This window comes from Rhodococcus sp. 11-3, from assembly GCF_023704055.1.
Taxonomy (GTDB): Bacteria; Actinomycetota; Actinomycetes; order Mycobacteriales; family Mycobacteriaceae; genus Rhodococcus; species Rhodococcus aetherivorans.
The window spans coordinates 1,671,882-1,692,417 of the sequence record NZ_CP080406.1; the positions used below are offsets into that span (position 1 = coordinate 1,671,882).

A 20,536-nucleotide genomic window follows, 5' to 3' on the forward strand; every position below is an offset into this window, starting at 1 on the left:
GGGTACGCCGGTAACGTCGGCGGTGACCCGGCGGTAAGGAGACACGGTGACCGATTCGGAGAAGGTCGAGAACGAGAACGCCCGCGTATCGCGGATCTTCGACGAGATGTCGAAGAACTACGACCGCGGCATGGGCCTGGTCGAGCGGCTGATCCTCGGGCCGGCCCGGCACTGGGCGGCCGCGCAGGCCCGCGGCCGCGTCGTCGAACTCGCCGTCGGCACCGGGCTCAACCTTCCCCTCTACGGGCCGGAGGTCGAGCACGTCGTCGGCATCGACATCTCACCGAGGATGCTCGAACTCGCCCGGGCGAAGGCCGCCGCCGATCCGCGCGTCGAACTGCGGGAGGGCGACGTCCAGGCCCTCGATCTGCCCGACGCGAGCGCCGACACCGTGCTCTCGACCTTCACGTTCTGCACCGTGCCCGACCCGGCCCGCGCCGCCGCCGAGGCGCACCGCGTGCTCGTCCCCGGCGGCCGCGTCGTCCTCGCCGAGCACGGGCCGTCGACGAACCGGGCGCTGCGCGCCCTGCAACGGGGCATCGAGCCGCTCAGCATCCGCTTCGGCGCCGACCACCTGCTCCGCGACCCCGTCCCCTATCTCACCGAGGCCGGCCTCGTGGTCGACGACGTGCACCGCACCGGGCGGATGGGCATCGTGTTCCGGGTGCTCGCCCACAAACCGGCGTGACCTCCTCCCGAGCCGAGCGAACGTGCCATCGCGTCGATCTGCGGAGATGAGCGATACATTCGCTCGGTTCGGGAGGGGACGTCGGCGCCGGAAAGGGCCGCGGAAGCGCGCCTAGAGCTCACCGGTCACCGGCAGCAGCCGCAGCTCCCGCGCCCGGGTGATGGCCTCGACCCGGGTGTGGACCTCGAGCTTGCGGTAGATGCTGCGCAGCTGCGTCTTGACCGTGTTCGGGGAGACGAACAGGAGCCGGGCGATCTCGCTCTGCGGTGATCCGTCGGCCAGCAACGCGAGCACCTGCCTCTCCCGCGGGGACAGCTCGACCCGCACGACCTCGTCCGGGAACACCGCCTCGACGGAACCGCCCGGCACCGCAATACCGCTGCGCTCGACGAGCTCTCGCCGATGCCGGTCCGGCACGGTCGTGAAGGCGCGCCGATTGCCGAGCGTCCGGGCGAGCGTGCAGGCGCGCTCCCAGCACACGATCGCGGACCGGGGATTGCCGAGATCGAGCTGCGCGGCGGCGTCCAGCAGCAACGCCTCGAGATGGGCCCGCGGGAATCCGCAGTCCGGCCACGACACCCGCGCGAGCTTCTTGGCGGCCCGGTCGGGACTCCCACCGAGCAGATCCACCCGCGCGTCGGAGACGACGAGTATCGGATGGTGCCGGGGCTCCTGGTCCGCCACGGCGCGGGCCAGGTTGCCGTTGCCGAGAGCCAGGTGCAGGTCGATCTCCGTCGCGGTGAGCAGCGTCCGGGAGAATGCGCCGTCGCCGTGCCGGTGGGCGTGGCCGGCGACGGTGTGGTGCAACCACGTCAGGCCCGCGTACGCCTCGAGGGTGAGCAGGGCGTGCTGGGCGTGGGCGTAGGCGACGAACCCCCACAGCTCCTCCCGATCGCTGGGCGCGCCGAGCAGCTCGATCATCGACTCGGCCGCGCCCACGTCGAGCGCGTCGAGATGGGTCAGGGCCGCGGCGACCCGGCCGCCGACCTTGACGAGTTCGCCGAAGAGCCCGTCGGACGGTTCCGCCGTCGCCTCCCGGTCGAGCCACCGGCGGGCGCGCGGGACGTCGCCGACCAGAGCCCAGTTGAGCGCCGAGCTGCCCGCGGCGTTCTGGACGATGTAGGGGGTGTCCGTGGCGACACCGCCGCGGTAGGCCAGTTCGAACTGCCGGTTGGATTCGGCCAGCTCCGCGACGAGCTGGAAGGTGATCGCCCACTGGACCCGCAGCAGCGGCAGCTGCGGGGTGATGTTGTCCGGCTGGTGCAGGAGCATGCTCTGTACCAGCGGCTCGAGCCGTCGCGTGCAGTCGGCGCCCTGGACGAAGTCCCCGGCGACACGCAGCGCGAGCGACTGCACCGTCGCCAGGTGCAGGACGTTCGCGGCGTCCGGCCCGGCGCCGAGCGTGTGCAGCTCGTCGGGTTCGCTCGGAAGCGACGCCCGCAGGATGGGGTGATCGGCGAGCATCTGCACGAACAGCGCCCGTCCGGCGAGCACCGCCGGGTAGTCCTCCAGGAAGTCCTCCGGGATCGTCCGCAACACGAGGATGAGCACCTCCAGGTGCTCGGAGACCATCTCGCCCCAGCTGCGCTCCACGATGCCCGCGGCCATCGTCCAGTTGCGAGCCTCGGCCGCGTACACCGCGGCCTGCGCCGGCCGGCCCGCATCCCGGTGCAGGCGCGCGAGAAAGGTCATCAGCTCGTCGACCCGTGCGGGCTCCTCCTGCCGGGCCTGTTCCAGTACCGCCGACCGCAGGGCCGACGGCCACGACCACGTCCGTGTCTCGTCCGCCTCGTCGACGACGAGCAGGCCTCGCGCCTCGAGACGGTCGAGCAGCGCGGCCGGCTCGGGCCGGCCGGTGAGCTCGGCGGCGAGTTCCGCGTCGAGATCGCGGGCGGCGACGACGCACATCGCGAACGCCCGTTCCTCGGCGGTGAGCGTGTCGAGCAGACCGGACGCGAACCCGGCGATGGCGACGGCCAGGTCGGGGGACGGCCGGCCCTCCTCGTCGACCGGTGCGCCCCGGTGCAGCCGGGCGACGTTCAGGGCGCCCGAGATCAGCTGGGGCAGCCCGCCCAGGGCGCGGCACAGGTCGCCGTACTCGTCGATCCCGAGTTCCACCCCGGCGGCGCGGAAGAGTTCCGCCGTCTCCCGGGGCGTGAACCGGAGGTCGTGGGCGGAGACGAACGTGCAGTCGAGGCCCGCCGCGGCCACGGTGGCGGACGTGGTGCTGCCGCGAAGACAGACGGCGACGTCCACGGACGGGCAGCGATCCAGCAGCTGCCGGATCGTCGGCAGCAGGTCGTCGAGGGCGGTGCCGGGGAGCCCGTCGAGGACGAGCAGGGACGGCGTTCCGCCGAGGGTCGAGGCGAGCCGGTCGACCGGGTCGCCGGCCACGACATGGTCGCCCAGCACCGCGCACGCGTCGGACCAGATGCGGTCCGGTGTCCCGTCGTCCGTCGCCGCCGGCACCCACGCGACGTCGCGCCCGGGTACGCCGCCGCCGTGCAGCCACGTGGCGAGCAGCGTGCTCTTGCCGAACCCGTCCGGTGCGTGGACCACCGTCAGCGCAGACCCGCGGTCGAGCATCTCGAACAGGCGAGGACGGGGCAGCGCGGTGGCCAGCGCCCGCCACGTCGGTACCCCCGTACGGCCGGCGCCGGGGACACTCACGGCAACTCCTCTCGATCGGTCGGTCCACGCAAGCCTGCATGTGCGGTCTCCACCGATACCCCGGTGTCCCCGACAGACCCTTCGGCACGGGCAGACTACCTGGTCTCTTACGGATCGAGGGGAGGGATGTCCGGTATGCGTAGTCCCACCAGGTGATATATGCGACGAGGGGGAGGTTGTCGACTGCGGCACTCGAACGATGCCGCGACAACCTCCCCCTCGGGGCGAGAAAGTTCCCTATCGGGTGGCGCTGAGCCGGGCCTTCTCCAGGGCAGCCAGGGTGCGCAGGACGGTGGCCTTCTGCTTCTCGAGGTCACCGCGGCGGGCGCGGGCGGCGAGGCCGGACTGCTCGGCGACGAGGGCGAGCTGCGCGTCGATCGCGGAGAGCTGGTCGAGCAGCGCGAGGGCGCGGTTCTGGATCTCGTCGACGTCGACGGCGCCGGTGCGCACCGGCGCGGGGGCCGGCTCGGAGGCGGCGCGCTGCGACGGGCGCGACGAGGACGTGCGCGGCGTGGCGGTCCGGCGCGCCGGGGCGGTCTCGGCGACGACGGCGGCGGCGCGGGGGCGCAGGGCCTTGCGGACGAGGGCGGGGTCGGGCTGTTCGGCGAGCCGGATGTCGTTGAGGACGCGGCGTGAGTCGCGGGCGGCCTTGCGGTGCTCGTACTCCTCCTCGTCGTCCGACTGCAGGGTGCCGCCGATGGGACGCAGGCCGTACATGCCGACGAACTTGCGCGCCTCGTCGATGATCGACTCGTGCGTGCGGCAAGTGGCGCAACGGGGTTCGTTGCGGAACTCCTCGACGGAATCGGTGTCGCCGCACCAGACGCAGGCTCCCGGCCTCCACCGGCGGACGGTCTCGAGTTTCGCGTTTTCGGTGGGGGCCTCGAGGGTTTGAGCGTCGATCACGAGGAGCCACCTTAAGTCAAAGCCGGCCCGGTCGGTCGGGGGGGTCCTGCACGACCTGCGGCTGAGGGATGTCGGAGTGATGAAGATCATGTTAACCGTCGGCGTCCGGGCGGCAAAGCCTTGTGCCACACGACTTTCCATACCGATCGGTTTGCCGAGGGGGCTCGGAATCGACCGCGATGCGAACGCTTTTCAGGCGGCGGTGGCGGCGGTCAGCCACTCCACGAGCGGCCGGACGTCGCGCCAGGTGGTGCGCACCTCGTCGAGGGTGCGCGGCGTGTCGAGCCACTCGGGCGACGGGTGCTCCCGCGCGGCGGTGAGGGACTTGTGCCGCAGCAGGTCGAGACGGGGGTGGTCCTCCGCGACGCCGCGCGGACGGGTCTTCAGCCGTTCGCCACCGATCTCGTACCCGGCCCGGCGCAGCCGCCGCACGAGCGTCTCGAGCCGGGGGCCGTGGCGCGAATCGTCCACGGTGGCACGGTATGCGGAGACCTGTGCGGACGAGCCCGCGTAGAAGCCGCCGGCGATCCGCAGCCCGGCGGCGTCGATCTGCACGTAGAACCCGACGCCGGGCCCGGTTTGCACGAATCCGCCCTGATGAGTCTTGTACGGCGACTTGTCCGCGCTGAAGCGGACGTCGCGATGCGGACGAAACGCCTTGCCCGGGCCGAACTCCGGTTCGAGTTCCGCGAGCAGGGCAAGCATCGGGCCGCGCACGCAGTCGTCGTAGACGGCCTTGTGCGCGGCCCAGAACGGCTTGCTGTTGTCCGCCTCGAGGTCTTCGTAGAAGTCGAGGGCGGCAACGGGGAAGCCGGTGAACATGCCGGGTGTCCTTTCGGTCCGGTGACGGTCCGAAGGTACACCGCCTTCCGCGACTACGCGGAACCGTTGAACAGCGACGTCACCGAGCCGTTCTCGAACACCTCCTGGATGGTGCGCGCGAGCAGCGGCGCGATCGACAGGACGGTGAGCGTCGGGAACCGCTTCTCGTCGTCGATCGGCAGCGTGTTGGTGACGATGACCTCCTCGGCACCGCACGCGGCGAGGCGCTCGGAGGCGGGGTGCGAGAGCACGCCGTGGGTGGCGGCGATGACGACGTCGCCCGCGCCGGCCTCCTTCAGGATCTTCACGGCCCCGGCGATGGTGCCGCCGGTGTCGATCATGTCGTCGATGAGGATGCAGGTGCGGCCCTCGACCTCACCGACCACGCGGTTGGACTTGACCTGGTTCGGGACCAGCGGGTCGCGGGTCTTGTGGATGAACGCCAGCGGGGCGCCCCCGAGGGTGTCGGCCCACTTCTCGGCGACGCGGACGCGGCCGGAGTCGGGGGAGACCACGGCGATGTTCTCGACGCCGTACCTGTCGCGGATGTACTCGGCGAGCTGGCCCTGGGCGTGCATGTGGTCGACCGGTCCGTCGAAGAAGCCCTGGATCTGGTCGGTGTGCAGATCGACGGTGATGATGCGGTCCGCGCCGGCGGTCTTGAGCAGATCGGCGATCAGGCGGGCGGAGATGGGCTCACGGCCGCGGTGCTTCTTGTCCTGGCGGGCGTACGGGTAGAACGGCAGGACGGCGGTGATGCGCTTGGCCGAGCCTCGCTTGAGCGCATCGATCATGATGAGCTGTTCCATCACCCACTGGTTGAGCGGGAACGGGTGGCTCTGCAGCACGAACGCGTCGGAGCCGCGCACGGACTCCTCGAACCGCACGAAGATCTCGCCGTTGGCGAAGTCACGCGCGGTCTGCGGGGTGACCTGGACGTCGAGCTCCTTCGCCACCTGCTCGGCCAGCTCGGGGTGGGCCCGGCCGGAGAAGAGCATCAAGTTCTTCTGGTTGTCGATCCAATTGGAGGTCACTGGTCCTGGCCGTCCTTATGCCGTTCGATCTCTTGCTGCTGCCGTGCTGCAGACGCTGCCTCGGCCGCGGGGGTCCCGGGTCGGTTTCGCTGGACCCAGCCTTCAATATTGCGCTGTGGCGCACCCGACACCGCAAGCGCCCCCGGCGGAACGTTGCGGCGCAGGACCGTGCCGGCGCCGGTGTAAGCTCCGTCGCCGACCGTCACGGGGGCCACGAACATGGTGTCCGACCCGGTCCGGACGTGGGATCCGACGACCGTGCGCGACTTGTGCACGCCGTCGTAGTTGACGAACACGCTCGAGGCCCCGATGTTCGAGTACTCGCCGATGGTGGCGTCGCCGACGTAGGTCAGGTGCGGCACCTTCGAGTGCGCGCCGATCTCGGCGTTCTTGGTCTCCACGAACGTGCCGATCTTGCCGGACTCGCCGAGGTCGGTGCCCGGCCGCAGGTAGGCGAACGGCCCGACGGTCGCGCCCTCGCGGATCACGGAGTCCGACCCGTGGGTGCGCACGACCGACGCTCCGGCGCCGATCCGCACGTTCGTCAGCGTGGTGTCCGGGCCGATCACCGCGTCCTCGTCGATCACAGTCCGGCCGTGCAGCTGCACCCCGGGGTGCAGGGTCACGTCCCGGGCGAGGACGACGTCGACGTCCACCCACGTGCTGGACGGGTCGATCACGGTCACACCCGCCCGCATCCAGTGCTCGAGGGTGCGCCGGTTCAACTGCGCGGCGAGCGCCGCGAGCTGCACCCGGTCGTTCGCGCCCGCGACCTTCATCGGGTCGGCGAGCTGGGCGGCGAACACCGGCAGGCCGTCCTCCCGGGCGATCGTGACGACGTCCGTCAGGTACAGCTCGCCCTGCGCATTGTGGGCCCGCAGCCGGGTCAGCGCGCTGCGGAGGAACTTCGCGTCGAAGGCGTAGATGCCGGCGTTGACCTCGTTGATGGCAGCCTGCTCGGCGTCGGTGTCGGTCTCCTCGACGATCTCGCGGATCTCGCCGTGGCCGTTCCGGACGATGCGGCCGTACCCGGTGGGATCGTCGGCGAGGAACGTCAGGACGGTCACCGCCGACTGCGCCGGTTCGGCGAGGTGCTCGGCTTCGAGAGCCTCGAGGGTGTGGCCGTCGAGCAGCGGGACATCGGCGTTGGTGACGACGACCACGCCGGAGAAGTCGCCGGGCAGCGCGTCGAGCCCGCACTGCACCGCGTGCCCGGTACCGAGCTGCCGGTCCTGGACCGCGATCGACACCTTGCGGTCGAGCGTCTCGGCGATCTCGGCGGTCGCGGCGGAAACCCGCTCGCGCTCGTGCCCGACGACCACCACCAGGTGGCTCGGGTCCAGCTCTGCGGCCGCGTGCAGCGAATGGGCGAGCATCGTGCGACCCCCGAGTGTGTGCAGCACCTTCGGGGTCTTGGATCGCATTCGCGTACCCGCTCCGGCCGCCAGAACGACAACTGCGGTCTGCACTTGCATGAAGCTCCCTCGACGTTCGACATGCGCAGGTTCGGCACCGGCAGGGGAGCTCGCCGGCCCCGACTGCCCCGCTCCGCCGCCAGGACTCGAACCTGAACTATCTGAACCAAAATCAGAGGTGCTGCCGATTACACCACGGCGGACTGCCGCATTCCCGGCGCCGACGCCCCGGTCATGCGTCTGTGATCCTCGCATGCCGCCACACCCGGAGTCGAACGCGGGGCCGGGCGCGTCGCCGCCACGGATAGGCTGATCGCAACCCGCCGCGCGTCGTCCTCGGTGTTTTCCGGTGGCACAGGGTCCGGCCGGGTGCCGGAAAGGATGTACACGTGTCGAAACCGTCGCAGAACCACGCCGACCGCAGCCCCCGGGTCCGGATGACCGGGACCCAGCGCCGGGAACAGCTCATCGAGATCGGGCGGGCGATCTTCGCCGAGCGCGGCTACGAGGCGGCGTCGATCGAGGAGATCGCCCAGCGGGCCCAGGTCTCCAAGCCCGTGGTCTACGAGCACTTCGGCGGCAAGGAAGGCCTGTACGCCGTGGTCGTGGACCGGGAGATGTCGACCCTGATGTCGATGATCAGCGCGAGCCTGACGCAGAACCGCTCGCGCATCCGGGTCGAGCGGGTGGCGCTCGCCCTGCTCACCTACGTCGAGGAACGCACCGACGGCTTCCGCATCCTCGTGCGGGACTCCCCGGTCGCCGCGGAGGAGGGCACGTACTCGTCCCTGCTGAACGAGGCGGTGCGGCAGGTGGCGCACATCCTCGCCGGCGACTTCTCCCGCCGGGGCTTCGACCCGGACCTGGCCCCGCTGTATGCGCAGGCGCTGGTGGGCATGGTCGCGACGGCCGCCACGTGGTGGCTGGACGAGCGCAGCCCGTCGAAGGAGGTCGTGGCCGCCCACCTGGTGAACCTGTGCTGGAACGGCCTCACCCATCTGGAGGCGAATCCGCAGCTCGGGACCGACTGACCGGGCGATGCGAACTCCCGATCGCGCCCCTACCAGGTGGTATCGTTGCCCAGCCGACTCGACGAGCAATTGCGAGGTGATCGTGGTACCCAGCGGAGCGGCGATCGGCGCCGATCGTCCGGGTCGCCGGGTGGCGCCGAGCCCGCATCGAGGGGGATGAATGGCCCGGCAGGTTCGCGCCGAGGTGACGCGCGACTCCGTGTTGCGCGGCGCCGCGGAAGTGTTCATGAATCTCGGCTACGCCAACGCCAGCCTCAACGAGATCATCCAGCAGTCCGGTGTCACCAAGGGCGCGCTGTACTTCCACTTCGCCTCCAAGGAGGAGCTGGCCCGCGCGGTCATCGACGAGGGCTTCGCCCGGCTGGGTTCGGCCGGGCTGAGCGCGATCAGCGACCGGACCCCCGCCCTCGAGACCATGATCGAACTGTCGGTCCTCACGGTCGACGTGTCCCGCGCCGACCCGATCGTGCGCGCCATGTTCCGGCTGGTGATCGAGATCGGCGACTACCGCGGGTCCGGGGAAGGGGTCTTCGCGATCTGGCTCTCGACGGTGCAGGATCTCGCCAAGCGGGCCCTCGCGGAGGGCGACCTGAGCGAGGAGCTCGAACCGGACGCGGTGGGCCTGCTCGTGCTGCAGGCCCTGACCGGGGCTCGCGCGGTCGCGGCGGCACTGAATCGTCGGGACGAGCTCGTCGAGCACCTCGAGAACATGTGGCGCCTGTTGGTGCCCGCGCTCGTGCCCGCCGACAAGGTCGAGTACTTCCGGCAGTTCGTCTCGCGCCGGCTGCGGGTGTAGCCGGGCGATTGCGTTCGGTGCCTCCGCCTGACACGATCGCCGCCGTGACCCTGGGACCGTTCGACGCGGACGCGGCCGGTGCGGCACTCGCCCGCACCCTGGACGAGCTCGGCGCCGCCGCCGCCGTGACCATCACCCCGGTGCCGGCGATGCTCACCACCGCCCAGGCGGCGGACGTGCTCGGCGTCGGTCGCCGGCATGTGGGCCGCCTCGTCGACGACGGCACCCTGCCGTCCCGGTTCCGCGGCCTGCACCGCCGCATCCGCCGCGCCGACGTCCTCGCCTACGCCGAGCGGCGCGCCGAGACCCGGACCCGGGCCCTGGACACCGTCGCCGACCTGAGCCGCCGCGACGGCCTCTACGACGACGACTTCTAGGGGGAACGGTCGTGCCGATCCGAGCGGTACTCGACGCGCCGGCGCTGACGCCGCCACGCGTGCGCGACGTGCTGCTCGCCCTGGCCGAAGACACGCTGTTCCAGCCCTATTGGAGCGACGGCATCGTCGCCGAGGTGGAGCGGCGGCTGCCGTCGCACATGTCGCGCCCGGCGCGGGACTTCCTGTTCGCCGAACTCGAAACCGCCTTCCCCGAGGCCCGGGTGACCTGGCCGGCCACGGTGCTGCGGGAGGTGCCGTACATCAGCGATCCCCGCGACGCGCACCTGACCGCGGTGGCGCTGTTCGCGCAGGCCGACGTCGTCGTCACCACCGACGCCGGTCTCGCTCGCTCGCTCGAGCGGTCCGGGGTCGAGCCGCAGACGCCGGACGCGTTCGTCGCGTACGTGCTCGACGCCGAGCCGCAGCGTTGCCGGCGCGTGCTGCTGCGGATGGCGCGACGGCGGTGGCTCGGGCCCGGCGAGGAGACCCCCGACGCCGCCCTGCAGACCCGGCTGGCCGCGTGGGCCCGTCGCGATCTCGGCGACAACAGCGCCGATCTGCTGGCCGCGGACCCGGTCCGACCGTGACCGGACGCCCCCGGTGGTCCTGGCAGCCCGAACCGGACACCGCATAGACTCGGACGGTCCTCTTCTCGAACCCAGGAGCGCCCTTCCCGTGTCCGACGTGTCCGTCACCCCCCTGTCCGGATTGGCGCGGATCGCGCTGGCCGACGCTCAGCTCGAACGTGTGGCCGCCCTCGCCGGGACCGCCGAACAGGCCCTGGTGGCCCCGCCGTCGGCCCGGCCGTTCGTCGCCGCCGCGCTGGCCGCGAAGACGCCGCTGCTCGTGGTGACCGCGACCGGCCGCGAGGCGGACGACCTGACGGCCGAACTGCACGAGATGCTCGGCGACGTCGTCGCGCAGTTCCCGTCGTGGGAGACGCTGCCGCACGAGCGGCTCTCGCCCAGCGCCGACACCGTCGGCCGCCGGTTGCAGGTGCTGCGCCGGCTCGCCCACCCCGAGGACCGCGACTACGGCCCCGAGCTGCGGGTGATCGTCGCGACCGTGCGGTCGCTGGTGCAGCCGATGGCCCCGCGTCTGGGCGACATCGAGCCCGTCACCCTGCGGGTCGGCGCGGAGCACGACTTCGACGAGCTGATCGAGCGGCTCGTCGAGCTGGCCTACACCCGCGCCGACATGGTCGGCAAGCGCGGCGAGTTCGCGGTGCGCGGCGGCATCCTCGACGTCTTCCCGCCGACCGCGGACCATCCGGTGCGGGTCGAGTTCTGGGGCGACGAGGTCACCGAACTGCGCCCGTTCTCCGTCGCCGACCAGCGGTCCATCCCCGAACTCGAGGTGGGCACCCTCATCGCCCCGCCCTGCCGGGAGCTGCTGCTCACCGAGCAGGTCAAGGAGCGCGCGGCCCGGCTGGCGCAGGACAACCCGGCCGATGCGGCGCTGGTGGAGATGCTCGACAAGATGGCCTCCGGTATTCCGGTCGAGGGCATGGAGGCGCTGCTGCCGGTGCTGCAGACGGGCGAGCTGCAGCTGTTGACCGACGTCGTGCCGGCCGGCACGCACGTGCTGCTGTGCGATCCGGAGAAGGTGCGCACCCGCGCGGCGGATCTGATGCGCACCGGTCAGGAGTTTCTCGAGGCGTCGTGGACCGCGGCCTCGCTCGGTGGTGCCGCGCCGCTGGACACCGCCAACATGAAGGGCGTGGACCTGGCCGCGTCGGCGTACCGGCCGCTGACCCAGGTGCGGGAGACGGCGGAGGCGGCGGGCCGGCCGTGGTGGACGCTGAGCCCGCTGGCGTCGGGCGCCGACACCGAGGTCGTGCTCGACGTGCAGCCGGCGCCGGAGGTGCGCGGCTCGGACGAGCTGCTGACGATGCTCTTCGCGAACCTGCGCGCGCACGTCACCACCGGCGGGCGGGCCGCGATCGTCGTCGCGGGCGCCGGCACCGGGCAGCGGGTGCTCGAGCGCCTGCAGGAGAACGACGTGCCCGCCGCGCGTCTCGATCCGGGCGCCGAGCCGGTGCGCGGCACGGTCGGGGTGCTGTGCGGCGCGCTGCACGACGGCGTGGTCCTGCCGGGCGACGGCGCGGACGTGCCCGGCCTGGTGCTCGTCACCGAGTCCGACCTCACGGGCAACCGGGTGACCGCCGCCGAGGGGCGCCGCACGCCGGTCAAGCGTCGCAACCAGGTCGACCCGCTGGCGCTCACCGCCGGGGACATGGTGGTCCACGACCAGCACGGCATCGGCCGTTTCGTCGAGATGGTGGAACGGACCGTGGGCGGTGCCCGCCGCGAGTACCTGGTCATCGAGTACGCCCCGAGCAAACGCGGGCAGCCGGGTGACCGGCTGTTCGTGCCGATGGAGTCCCTCGATCAGCTCTCCCGCTACGTCGGCGGCGAGATGCCCGCCCTGAGCAAGCTCGGCGGCTCCGACTGGGCCAACACGAAACGCAAGGCGCGCAAGGCTGTTCGTGAGATCGCCGGGGAGCTGGTGCAGCTGTACGCGGCGCGCCAGGCTGCGCCCGGGCACGCGTTCGCCCCGGACACCCCGTGGCAGAAGGAGATGGAGGACGCGTTCGCGTTCACCGAGACCCAGGATCAGCTCACCGTCATCTCCGAGGTCAAGGCCGACATGGAGAAGGCGGTCCCGATGGACCGCGTCGTCATCGGCGACGTCGGCTACGGCAAGACCGAGATCGCGGTGCGCGCCGCGTTCAAGGCCGTGCAGGACGGCAAGCAGGTCGCGGTGCTGGTGCCCACCACGCTGCTGGCGCAACAGCACCTGCAGACCTTCACGGAGCGGATGGCGTCGTTCCCCGTCACCGTCAAGGGCCTGAGCCGCTTCACCGATCCCGCCGAGTCGAAGGAGACGATCGCTGCCCTCGCCGACGGCGCGGTCGACATCGTCGTCGGCACCCACCGGCTGCTGCAGACCGGCGTGCGCTGGAAGGACCTCGGCCTCGTGATCGTGGACGAGGAGCAGCGATTCGGCGTCGAGCACAAGGAGCACATCAAGGCGCTGCGCACGCACGTCGACGTGCTGACCATGTCCGCGACGCCGATTCCGCGCACCCTGGAGATGAGCATGGCCGGCATCCGCGAGATGTCGACGATCCTCACCCCGCCCGAGGAGCGGCACCCGGTGCTCACCTACGTGGGCGCCTACGCGGACAAGCAGGTCGCCGCCGCCATCCGTCGCGAGCTGCTGCGCGACGGGCAGGTGTTCTACGTGCACAACCGGGTCAGCTCGATCGACAAGGCCGCCAAGCGGATTCGTGACCTCGTCCCCGAGGCGCGGGTGGCGGTCGCGCACGGGCAGATGAACGAGGACACCCTCGAGAAGACCGTGCAGGGCTTCTGGGAACGTCAGTACGACGTCCTGGTGTGCACCACCATCGTCGAAACGGGCCTGGACATCTCCAACGCCAACACCCTCATCGTCGAACGCGCCGATTCGCTCGGCCTGTCGCAGCTGCATCAGCTGCGCGGGCGCGTCGGCCGGTCCCGCGAGCGGGGTTACGCGTACTTCCTGTATCCGCCGGAGAAGCCGCTGACCGAGACGGCGTACGACCGGCTCGCCACGATCTCCCAGAACTCCGACCTCGGTGCGGGCATGGCCGTGGCCATGAAGGACCTCGAGATCCGCGGCGCGGGAAACGTGCTGGGCGCGGAGCAGTCCGGTCACGTCGCCGGCGTCGGGTTCGATCTGTACGTGCGGCTCGTCGGCGAGGCGGTGGAGGCCTTCCGGGCCGCCGCGGACGGCCGGCCCGTCGCCACGGAGGAGGCCGCCAAGGAGGTGCGCGTGGACCTGCCGGTCGACGCCCACATCCCGCCGGACTACGTGACCTCCGACCGGCTGCGGCTCGAGGCCTACCGCAAGCTCGCCGCGGCGCACGACGACGACGCGATCGCCGCGGTGGTCGAGGAACTCGTCGACCGCTACGGCCCGCTGCCCGAGGAGGTCGGCCGGCTGGTGTCGGTGGCCAAGCTGCGCCTGCTGTGCCGCGAGTACGCCCTCGAGGAGGTCGCGGTCTCCGGTACCCAGCTGAAGATCTCGCCGATGCATCTGCCGGATTCGAAGCAGATGCGACTCAAGCGGCTCTACCCGGCGGCGCAGTACCGGGCCACGAGCGGCCTGGTGCAGCTGCCGTTGCCGCGGACCGGTGGGGTGGGCTCCGATCGGGTGCGCGACGTCGAGTTGCTGCAGTACATCGCGGACTTCCTGCTCGCCCTCGACGGTAAGGCGCAGGGTTCGGTGGACGTGCGCGTGCCGGCCGTCGCGAGCGTGTGACCGGGGCGAGCGCAGCGACGGGGAATGTGACCGGGGCGAGCGCAGCGACGGGGAATGTGACCGGGGCGAGCGCAGCGACGGGGAATGTGACCGGGGCGAGCGCAGCGACGGGGAATGTGACCGGGGCGAGCGCAGCGACGGGGAATGTGAGGCGACGGCCGTGACGGTGATTCTGCTCGACCCGTACCGGCCCGGATCGGTGCCGCTCGAGGCGGTGCCGCTGCTGACCGGGCCGCTCGCCTGCACCGACGACGTGCCGGCGGCGGTTCGGGAAACGCTCGGCGCGACAGCGGGATCCGACGCCGAGACGTTGGTGGCCGTCGACGCCGGGCACGAGGCGGTGCGTGAACGCGTGCGGCGGGGTGAGCGGGTGATCGCCGCCCCGCCCGCGCCGGGGGAGCGCCTGCTGCGTGCCGTGGAGGTGATGGACCGGCTGTGGGGATTCGGCGGCTGGGAGGTCACGCAGACGCACGATTCGTTGCGCCGCTACCTGCTCGAGGAGACCTACGAACTGCTCGACGCGATCGAGGAAGGTGACCCGCACGGCCTGCGCGAGGAACTGGGAGACCTGTTGCTCCAGGTGCTGTTCCACTCGCGGATCGCCCAGGAGTCCGGCACCGACCCGTTCACCGTCGACGATGTCGCCGACACGCTCGTCACCAAGCTCGCGTTGCGCAGCCCGCACCTGACCAACGGTCACACCGGCCCGATCGACGTGGCCGAGCAGGAGGCGGCGTGGGAGGTGGCGAAGGCGGCGGAGAAGGCCCGGCCCTCCTGCCTGGACGGCATCGCGATGGCGCAGCCGGCGCTGGCGTTGACCGAGAAGGTGCTGACCCGCAGCGCCAAGGCGGGATTTCCGTCGGATCTGGTACCGGAATCGCTCGGTTCGGTACGGATCTGCGGTGAGGGCAGCGCCGAGCAGACGCTGCGGACCGCTGTCGTGGCTTTCGCCGGCCGGATCCGCAGAGCCGAAGACGCCGCCGAAGCCGATCGCGGTAAGCGAAGACCATTGTCGAGCGACGACTGGCGCAGGTATTGGCCGCAGACGTGAGCGACGACGCCGGTCGGGGTCGCCCGACCCGGCAGGATGCGGCAGCCCGCCGCCCGCGGCCTAACCTGTCTGGCGACGTCCTGCATGTCGGCGGGTCGTGCGCGTGAGCTTGCGGCCGACTCGAATCAGCAAGTCCTGCTGGCGCCGTGCATACAATTGGGCCACTGCGCGCCGCGCCCTGCGCCGCTGCTCGGCGCTCAGGTCGTACTCGGCCAGCGATCGCACCATTTCCCTGCACTCCAGTGTGGTCGCGATGTACGCCTGCCACGACGGTACGTCGAGCTTGCGTGCCAGCATCGACGGTGTCGCATGCGTCAGGTGCCGTCGCGCCAGCACCTCCGGCACGTGCCCCCATGGCCCGGCAAGCGCCAGCTTGGCGGCGAACACCTCGTCTTCGCGCAGCATGTTCCGACGCTCGATCCGTACCGCGGGTTCGCGTCGGATCAAGCTGTACAGAGGGTCGACCAGTGGGATGGCCTCGTTCAGCATCCCCAGCATCGCGGTGAACCGCGTAACCGGGTCGTCGGAAGCGAGGGCCGTGCCGTGGTGCGGGCTGAGTCGTGTCAGGCCGTCCGGAGCGGTGTACTCGATTCGGTTCGTCACCAGGATCAGCCGGTCGTCGGCTGCGAACGCCTCCAGAGCCCTGGAGATGCAGCGCGGTGCAAGCCAGTCGTCATCGCCTACCCACCGAAAGAAGGTGCCGGTGGCCAGCCGGAGCGCGCTGATGTAGTTGTTGAGCAGGCCCACGTTCACGGGGTGCCGGTGGTAGACGACCCGGCTGTGTTGCTCCGCCAGGCTGCGGCACAGCTCCTCGGTCCCGTCGGTGGAGGCGTTATCGCAGATCACGAGTTCGATGTCGGTGTGGTCCTGGGCGAGCACCGATTGCACCACGACCTCGAGGCGATCCGCCCCGTCGCGAACGGGCAACCCGATGGAGACCAGCGTGTCGGTGTGGCCCATCGGGCACCCCCTCGTCGCTCGACTCGTGCATTACACCGTGCCTCCACGCCTCGGGCGGAATGCTCGGGCCGGGGCGACGACAGGCCTGGCGGCTTCTTCGATCAGGCCGGTACTCGGTGGACCGGACACCGAGTCCGGTTTTCAGATACGTTCGAGCCAGATTTCCCGCCAGAAAGGCACGAATTCGCGGGGGCAGTTGGCGTTGTACGCGCCGCTGCAGACGACGTCCGCCAGCACGATGCAGGGGTTCTTCATGGTCAGCAACTCGCCGGTCTTCTCGTCTATACATTTGGTGACCCGGGCCTGCACTCGTGCCGTGCGGCCGCAGTAGCGGGCCATCTCTTCCTCGAAGCCCATGCCCCGGTTCAACCGATCTTCGTTGAGCGTCAACATGATCTGATCCTTGGGCTTGATGCGTACCATCTCGCCCGGTTGGAGGTTCAGGTGGGCGGTCGGCGTCCTTCCGACCGCCTTGCCCGCGACGAAGCCCCAGGGCAGCCCGTCGCGGAACCACAGCTTGCGCGGTAGCCGCCGCCTGCTGGCGTCCTGCAGGCGATTGAACAGGCTTACGAGAAAGGCCTTGATCGAGTCGATGGGACCGGCGTTTCCGGTCTTCACGTCCGTCACATACTGGCCGAGATCGCGGAACGGCAGGCACGTCGGCGCGGCGCGCATCAGCTCGGTGGCCTGGCACGAATAGCGTGGTCGGCCGTCGGGTCCCGGTTCCTTGCGGGTGTTGACCTCGAGCAATGGAATCTCGATACGGCCGGAGACGGACGAAGTCGGCGTTCCGGGGCCGACGCGTTTGAGCCAGGCTTCCTTCCAGTACAGGGAACACGCTGTCTGGCAGCCCCCGTGCGCGGAGCCGTCACAGCGCGAATCGGTCAGGTGGACCGCATTGTCCATCCTGTGGATGCCGCTGCCCGAAATGGTGTCGCAGAGCTTGTGCGCAACCTTGTGCACGGTCAGCCGACGGCCGCAGAACCCGAGCATCTCCGGCATGAAGGGCAGGTTCTCGAGCTCGCCCCGTTCGTCCAGCGTCGCGAGGATCTCTTCGGCGCTTCGAACCTCGACCAGGTCGCCGACGCGCAGGCCCGGAATGGTCGCGGACTTCGTCATCGTGAGTGTTTCCTTCCCTCCCTGGGGGCTGCAGCGCGTCGGATGTCCGGGTGTACGCGGTGGACCACGATTGCAGCGATCCGGGACGTCCTCCGCGCTGCGCTACCGGGCGAACGGGCGATTCGTGTTCGGGATCGCCATCGGGGCCTGTTCCATTTCGATGCTACCTCCGGCCTTGCCGTCGAATCTTCGACTCGGACGGAGCGCTCTGTCGGAAAGCACCCCAGGATTTCGGGTCGAATCGGGTGTCGGGAGTGGCATCCGTCAGCCCACCGCGATGATCGATTTGGGGACACCCAGTATCCGTTCGCGCAGAATGGTCGCCGTGGGGAAGTAGTCGCGCATCTCTGTGATGCTCACCAGTTCGGTCCACAGAACCTCGTTGCGCGCCTCGTCGATGTTCGCCGGCCTCGTGTGGACCAAGGGCCAGTGTGCGGCAATGGCGACCCGGGCAGCGGCAGGCAGAAACTGCATTCCGGGAAAGAGCCAGTGCGGTTCGAGGGGGAAGTAACGATATGGCGTCTGAATCCAATAGTGCGGCGCGAGGCGCCGGACCTGTCGCGCCAGCTCCGCTCTGCGGGCATGTCCGCCCACGTGCTCGATGAGTGAATTCGAGAACACGATGTCGAAGCGGGAGTCGACGTCCGCCTGTGCAAGGACGCGGGTCGCATCGCACGCATCACCGAGGACGGGAACGATCCACCCGTCGTCGGACTCACCGGGCTCGAAGAGATTGAGTACCGTAACGTGCTCGGGCCTGACCGGGGCACGGCGCCATGCCTCTATCGTTCCGCCGAGATCCAGAACCCGCATGTTCTCGATCGCCGGGAATGCCTCACGAAACATCTGCCAACGCCGCATCCTCGTTCTGGCGCCCAGAGATGTCGGAGAATCCACGAGTATGCGTCGCAGTTGGGTGCCGGCCACAGATCCCCCTCCGGTGATCAGGCTCTCGACGTTCGCAAGACGCCTATGCTATCACCGCCGTGCGACGACAGGGCCGATCTCGATCCGGTTCGATGCGCCGTTTGCGTGGTTCGCGCGTACTACCCTCGGTTCTCATGACCGGACCGAAGGTTCGTATCGCGATCCTGGGCATCAACTTCGCCCCAGAGCCGACCGGGATCGCGCCCTATACGACCCTTCTCGCGTCCGGATTGGCCGCGCGTGGGCACGAAGTCGAAGTTCTGACCGGATTCCCTCATTATCCGCAATGGAAGCGCCTGGACGGAGGTTTCCGGTTCCGATCCGACGAAATCGAGGATCGCGTTCGGATTCGGCGCTTCGGTCACCACGTCCCGCGGGGTGCTACGGCAGTCGGTCGAGCGTTGATGGAGATGAGCTTCGGGCTTCAGCTTCTGCTCGCGCGATGGAACGGACCCGACGTCGTCCTCTGCGTGAGTCCACCATTGCTGGCGGCAGGACTGTCCGTGGTGCGCGCACGGCTGTCGTGGCGGCGACCTGCAATCGGCGTCATCGTCCACGACCTCTACAGCCGTGGGGTCGTGGAGGCGGCGGCGCTGTCGGGCTTGTCCGCCTGCGTGGCACAGGCGGTGGAATCTGCATTCCTTCGGTCGGCGGACGGCATTGTGGTAATCCACGACGGATTCGCGCAGATCCTCGAGGAGCACCTCGGCGTCGACCGCAGAAGAATTCGCACGATCCGGAACTGGAACCATGTCGCACCCCCGGATCCCGCGGCCAGCTCCGCATTCCGTGCCGCACACGGCTGGGATTCCGACGAGGTGGTGATCTTGCATGCTGGAAACATGGGCACCAAACAGGGCTTGGAGAATGTTGTCGCGGCGGCCCGGCTGGCAAGTCGCGAAGGCCGCCGTGTGCGGTTCGTCCTGCTCGGTGACGGCAACCAGCGCGTTCGTCTGGAGGCTGCGGGCGCCGGAATCCCCACACTGCAGTTCCTGCCGCCGGTCACAGAAGAGGACTTTCCTTCAGCGCTCGGAGCTGCGGATGTGCTTCTCGTGAACGAACGACCCGGCGTCGCGCAGATGGCGGTACCCAGCAAGCTGACGTCCTATTTCAACTCCGGCAAGCCTGTCCTCGCGGCGACCGACGCGGACGGATTCACGGCGACCGAGATCGCCGCATCAGGGGCCGGTATCCGTATCCCGGCCGACCGACCGGACCTGTTGCTCCGGGAGGCGGTCCGATTGGGCACGGACGGGGCGCTCGCCGCACACATGGGAGAGCAGGGACGTCGCTACTGCGCTACAACCTTGTCCACATACGAGGCCCTGGAGCGCTACGAGAAATGGATCGGGGATCTCGTGCGCGAGTCGCGCAGGCAGAGGTCGCGCTGATGGTCAAACGCGCACTCGTGACCGGCATAACCGGACAGGACGGGTCCTATCTCGCGGAGTTGCTGCTGAACAAGGGCTACGAGGTCCACGGAGTCATCCGCCGTGCCTCGACGTTCAACACCCACCGGATCGAACACCTGTACGTGGACTCTCACGTACCCGGCGCGAGGTTGTTCCTGCACTACGGAGAACTCCTCGACGGGGCACGGCTCACGGCGCTGCTGTCGGCGATTCGTCCCGACGAGGTGTACCACCTGGCGGCGCAGTCACACGTTCGCGTGAGTTTCGACGAGCCGGAATACACCGCCGAAACAACAGCACTCGGAACAATTCGGCTGCTCGAGACGATTCACCAGATCGGACTCGACTGCCGCTTCTACCAAGCGTCGAGTTCGGAGATGTTCGGCGCATCGCCGCCGCCGCAGAATGAGGAGACGCCGTTCCATCCCCGCTCGCCGTACGGCACCGCCAAGGTGTTCGCCTACTGGACGGCACGCAACTACCGGGAGGCATATGGTCTCTTCACAGTCAACGGCATCCTGTTCAACCACGAATCACCCAGACGGGGGGAAACCTTCGTCACGCGAAAGATCACCCGTGCGGTGGCTCGCATCCGGGCCGGCCTGGATCGGCATCTGTACATAGGCAACGTCGACGCAGTCCGTGACTGGGGTTACGCACCCGAATACGTCGAGGGGATGTGGCGGATGATGCAGGCCGAGACCCCGGACGACTATGTGCTGGCGACGGGAGAAGGCTATTCCGTGCGCGAATTCCTTGCCCTCGCGTTCGACCACGCCGGTCTCGACTGGGAGAAGTACGTGCGATTCGACGAACGCTACCTTCGCCCCGCGGAGGTCGACTCGGTGATCGGCGACGCAGCGAAGGCCGGAGCGATCCTCGGCTGGAATCCTCGGGTGCGCACTCCCCAACTCGTGAAGATCATGGTGGACGCCGACCTCGCGGCACTCGAATCTCGAGGCGGTCACCGGATCGACAGACCCGAGCTGCCGGGGTGGGGCACCTCGTCGCACTGACCCT

17 protein-coding genes and 1 tRNA gene are annotated in these 20,536 nt (G+C 69.7%); 9 read left to right on the forward strand and 9 right to left on the reverse strand.

Features of this window, described 5'->3' with window-relative positions; translation table 11 throughout:
* The first annotated feature begins 46 nt into the window (after positions 1-46).
* The gene (locus tag KZJ41_RS07920) at positions 47-688 is read left to right on the forward strand and encodes a class I SAM-dependent methyltransferase (RefSeq protein WP_029542122.1); all 642 of its coding nucleotides are present in this window, start codon (positions 47-49) and stop codon (positions 686-688) included.
* Positions 689-799: 111 nt separating this feature from the next.
* Here KZJ41_RS07920 and KZJ41_RS07925 read toward each other — a convergent pair whose 3' ends face one another.
* From KZJ41_RS07925 to KZJ41_RS07950, 6 genes are all read right to left on the reverse strand, one after another.
* A complete protein-coding gene (locus KZJ41_RS07925) occupies positions 800-3,358 on the reverse strand; it encodes a LuxR C-terminal-related transcriptional regulator (RefSeq protein ID WP_251550418.1) in 2,559 nt (852 codons plus the stop codon).
* A 237-nt stretch (positions 3,359-3,595) separates the two neighbouring features.
* Complete coding sequence (locus tag KZJ41_RS07930) at positions 3,596-4,264, reverse strand: hypothetical protein (protein ID WP_006938898.1); 669 nt, start codon at positions 4,262-4,264, stop codon at positions 3,596-3,598.
* A gap of 192 nt (positions 4,265-4,456) precedes the next feature.
* Entirely contained in the window at positions 4,457-5,086 is a 630-nt protein-coding gene (locus tag KZJ41_RS07935; RefSeq protein ID WP_006938897.1) for a DUF2461 domain-containing protein, read from the reverse strand.
* Between the two features lie 53 nt (positions 5,087-5,139).
* Positions 5,140-6,120 (reverse strand): ribose-phosphate diphosphokinase, encoded by a 981-nt coding sequence (locus KZJ41_RS07940; protein ID WP_006938895.1) that lies wholly within the window; start codon positions 6,118-6,120, stop codon positions 5,140-5,142.
* Complete coding sequence (glmU, locus tag KZJ41_RS07945; RefSeq protein WP_065922874.1) at positions 6,117-7,595, reverse strand: bifunctional UDP-N-acetylglucosamine diphosphorylase/glucosamine-1-phosphate N-acetyltransferase GlmU; 1,479 nt, start codon at positions 7,593-7,595, stop codon at positions 6,117-6,119. The genes KZJ41_RS07940 and glmU overlap by 4 nt, the downstream gene beginning before the upstream one ends.
* 71 nt (positions 7,596-7,666) lie before the next feature.
* Positions 7,667-7,738 (reverse strand) — tRNA-Gln (locus KZJ41_RS07950).
* Between the two features lie 234 nt (positions 7,739-7,972).
* Here KZJ41_RS07950 and KZJ41_RS07955 point away from each other — a divergent pair.
* The 6 genes from KZJ41_RS07955 (at position 7,973) to KZJ41_RS07980 (ending at position 15,098) form a co-directional block, all read left to right on the forward strand.
* Complete coding sequence (locus KZJ41_RS07955) at positions 7,973-8,566, forward strand: TetR/AcrR family transcriptional regulator (protein ID WP_037201479.1); 594 nt, start codon at positions 7,973-7,975, stop codon at positions 8,564-8,566.
* A gap of 160 nt (positions 8,567-8,726) precedes the next feature.
* Positions 8,727-9,362 carry a ScbR family autoregulator-binding transcription factor gene (locus KZJ41_RS07960; RefSeq protein WP_029542131.1) on the forward strand — a complete coding sequence of 212 codons (636 nt, stop codon included), beginning with the start codon at positions 8,727-8,729 and terminating at the stop codon, positions 9,360-9,362.
* A 44-nt stretch (positions 9,363-9,406) separates the two neighbouring features.
* On the forward strand, positions 9,407-9,739 hold the full coding sequence (locus tag KZJ41_RS07965; RefSeq protein ID WP_006938886.1) for a helix-turn-helix domain-containing protein: 333 nt from the start codon (positions 9,407-9,409) through the stop codon (positions 9,737-9,739).
* A gap of 11 nt (positions 9,740-9,750) precedes the next feature.
* Positions 9,751-10,326: a PIN domain-containing protein gene (locus KZJ41_RS07970; protein WP_006938885.1), complete on the forward strand. Its 576-nt coding sequence runs from the start codon at positions 9,751-9,753 to the stop codon at positions 10,324-10,326.
* Positions 10,327-10,414: 88 nt separating this feature from the next.
* Positions 10,415-14,047: a transcription-repair coupling factor gene (gene mfd / locus KZJ41_RS07975; RefSeq protein ID WP_050034785.1), complete on the forward strand. Its 3,633-nt coding sequence runs from the start codon at positions 10,415-10,417 to the stop codon at positions 14,045-14,047.
* 160 nt (positions 14,048-14,207) lie between these two features.
* Complete coding sequence (locus KZJ41_RS07980) at positions 14,208-15,098, forward strand: MazG family protein (protein WP_050034786.1); 891 nt, start codon at positions 14,208-14,210, stop codon at positions 15,096-15,098.
* A gap of 60 nt (positions 15,099-15,158) precedes the next feature.
* Here KZJ41_RS07980 and KZJ41_RS07985 read toward each other — a convergent pair whose 3' ends face one another.
* From KZJ41_RS07985 to KZJ41_RS07995, 3 genes are all read right to left on the reverse strand, one after another.
* Positions 15,159-16,058, reverse strand: a complete 900-nt coding sequence (locus KZJ41_RS07985) for a glycosyltransferase family 2 protein (protein WP_231771892.1) — start codon at positions 16,056-16,058, stop codon at positions 15,159-15,161.
* A 141-nt stretch (positions 16,059-16,199) separates the two neighbouring features.
* Positions 16,200-17,177: a hypothetical protein gene (locus KZJ41_RS07990; RefSeq protein ID WP_050034788.1), complete on the reverse strand. Its 978-nt coding sequence runs from the start codon at positions 17,175-17,177 to the stop codon at positions 16,200-16,202.
* A gap of 264 nt (positions 17,178-17,441) precedes the next feature.
* Entirely contained in the window at positions 17,442-18,104 is a 663-nt protein-coding gene (locus KZJ41_RS07995; protein ID WP_050034789.1) for a hypothetical protein, read from the reverse strand.
* A gap of 134 nt (positions 18,105-18,238) precedes the next feature.
* Between KZJ41_RS07995 and KZJ41_RS08000 the strand changes: the two genes are divergently transcribed.
* Both KZJ41_RS08000 and gmd read left to right on the forward strand, forming a co-directional pair.
* On the forward strand, positions 18,239-19,495 hold the full coding sequence (locus KZJ41_RS08000) for a glycosyltransferase family 4 protein (protein ID WP_231771891.1): 1,257 nt from the start codon (positions 18,239-18,241) through the stop codon (positions 19,493-19,495).
* Positions 19,495-20,532: a GDP-mannose 4,6-dehydratase gene (gmd, locus tag KZJ41_RS08005; protein ID WP_231771890.1), complete on the forward strand. Its 1,038-nt coding sequence runs from the start codon at positions 19,495-19,497 to the stop codon at positions 20,530-20,532. Before KZJ41_RS08000 ends, gmd begins: the two co-directional genes overlap by 1 nt.
* Positions 20,533-20,536: the final 4 nt, after the last annotated feature.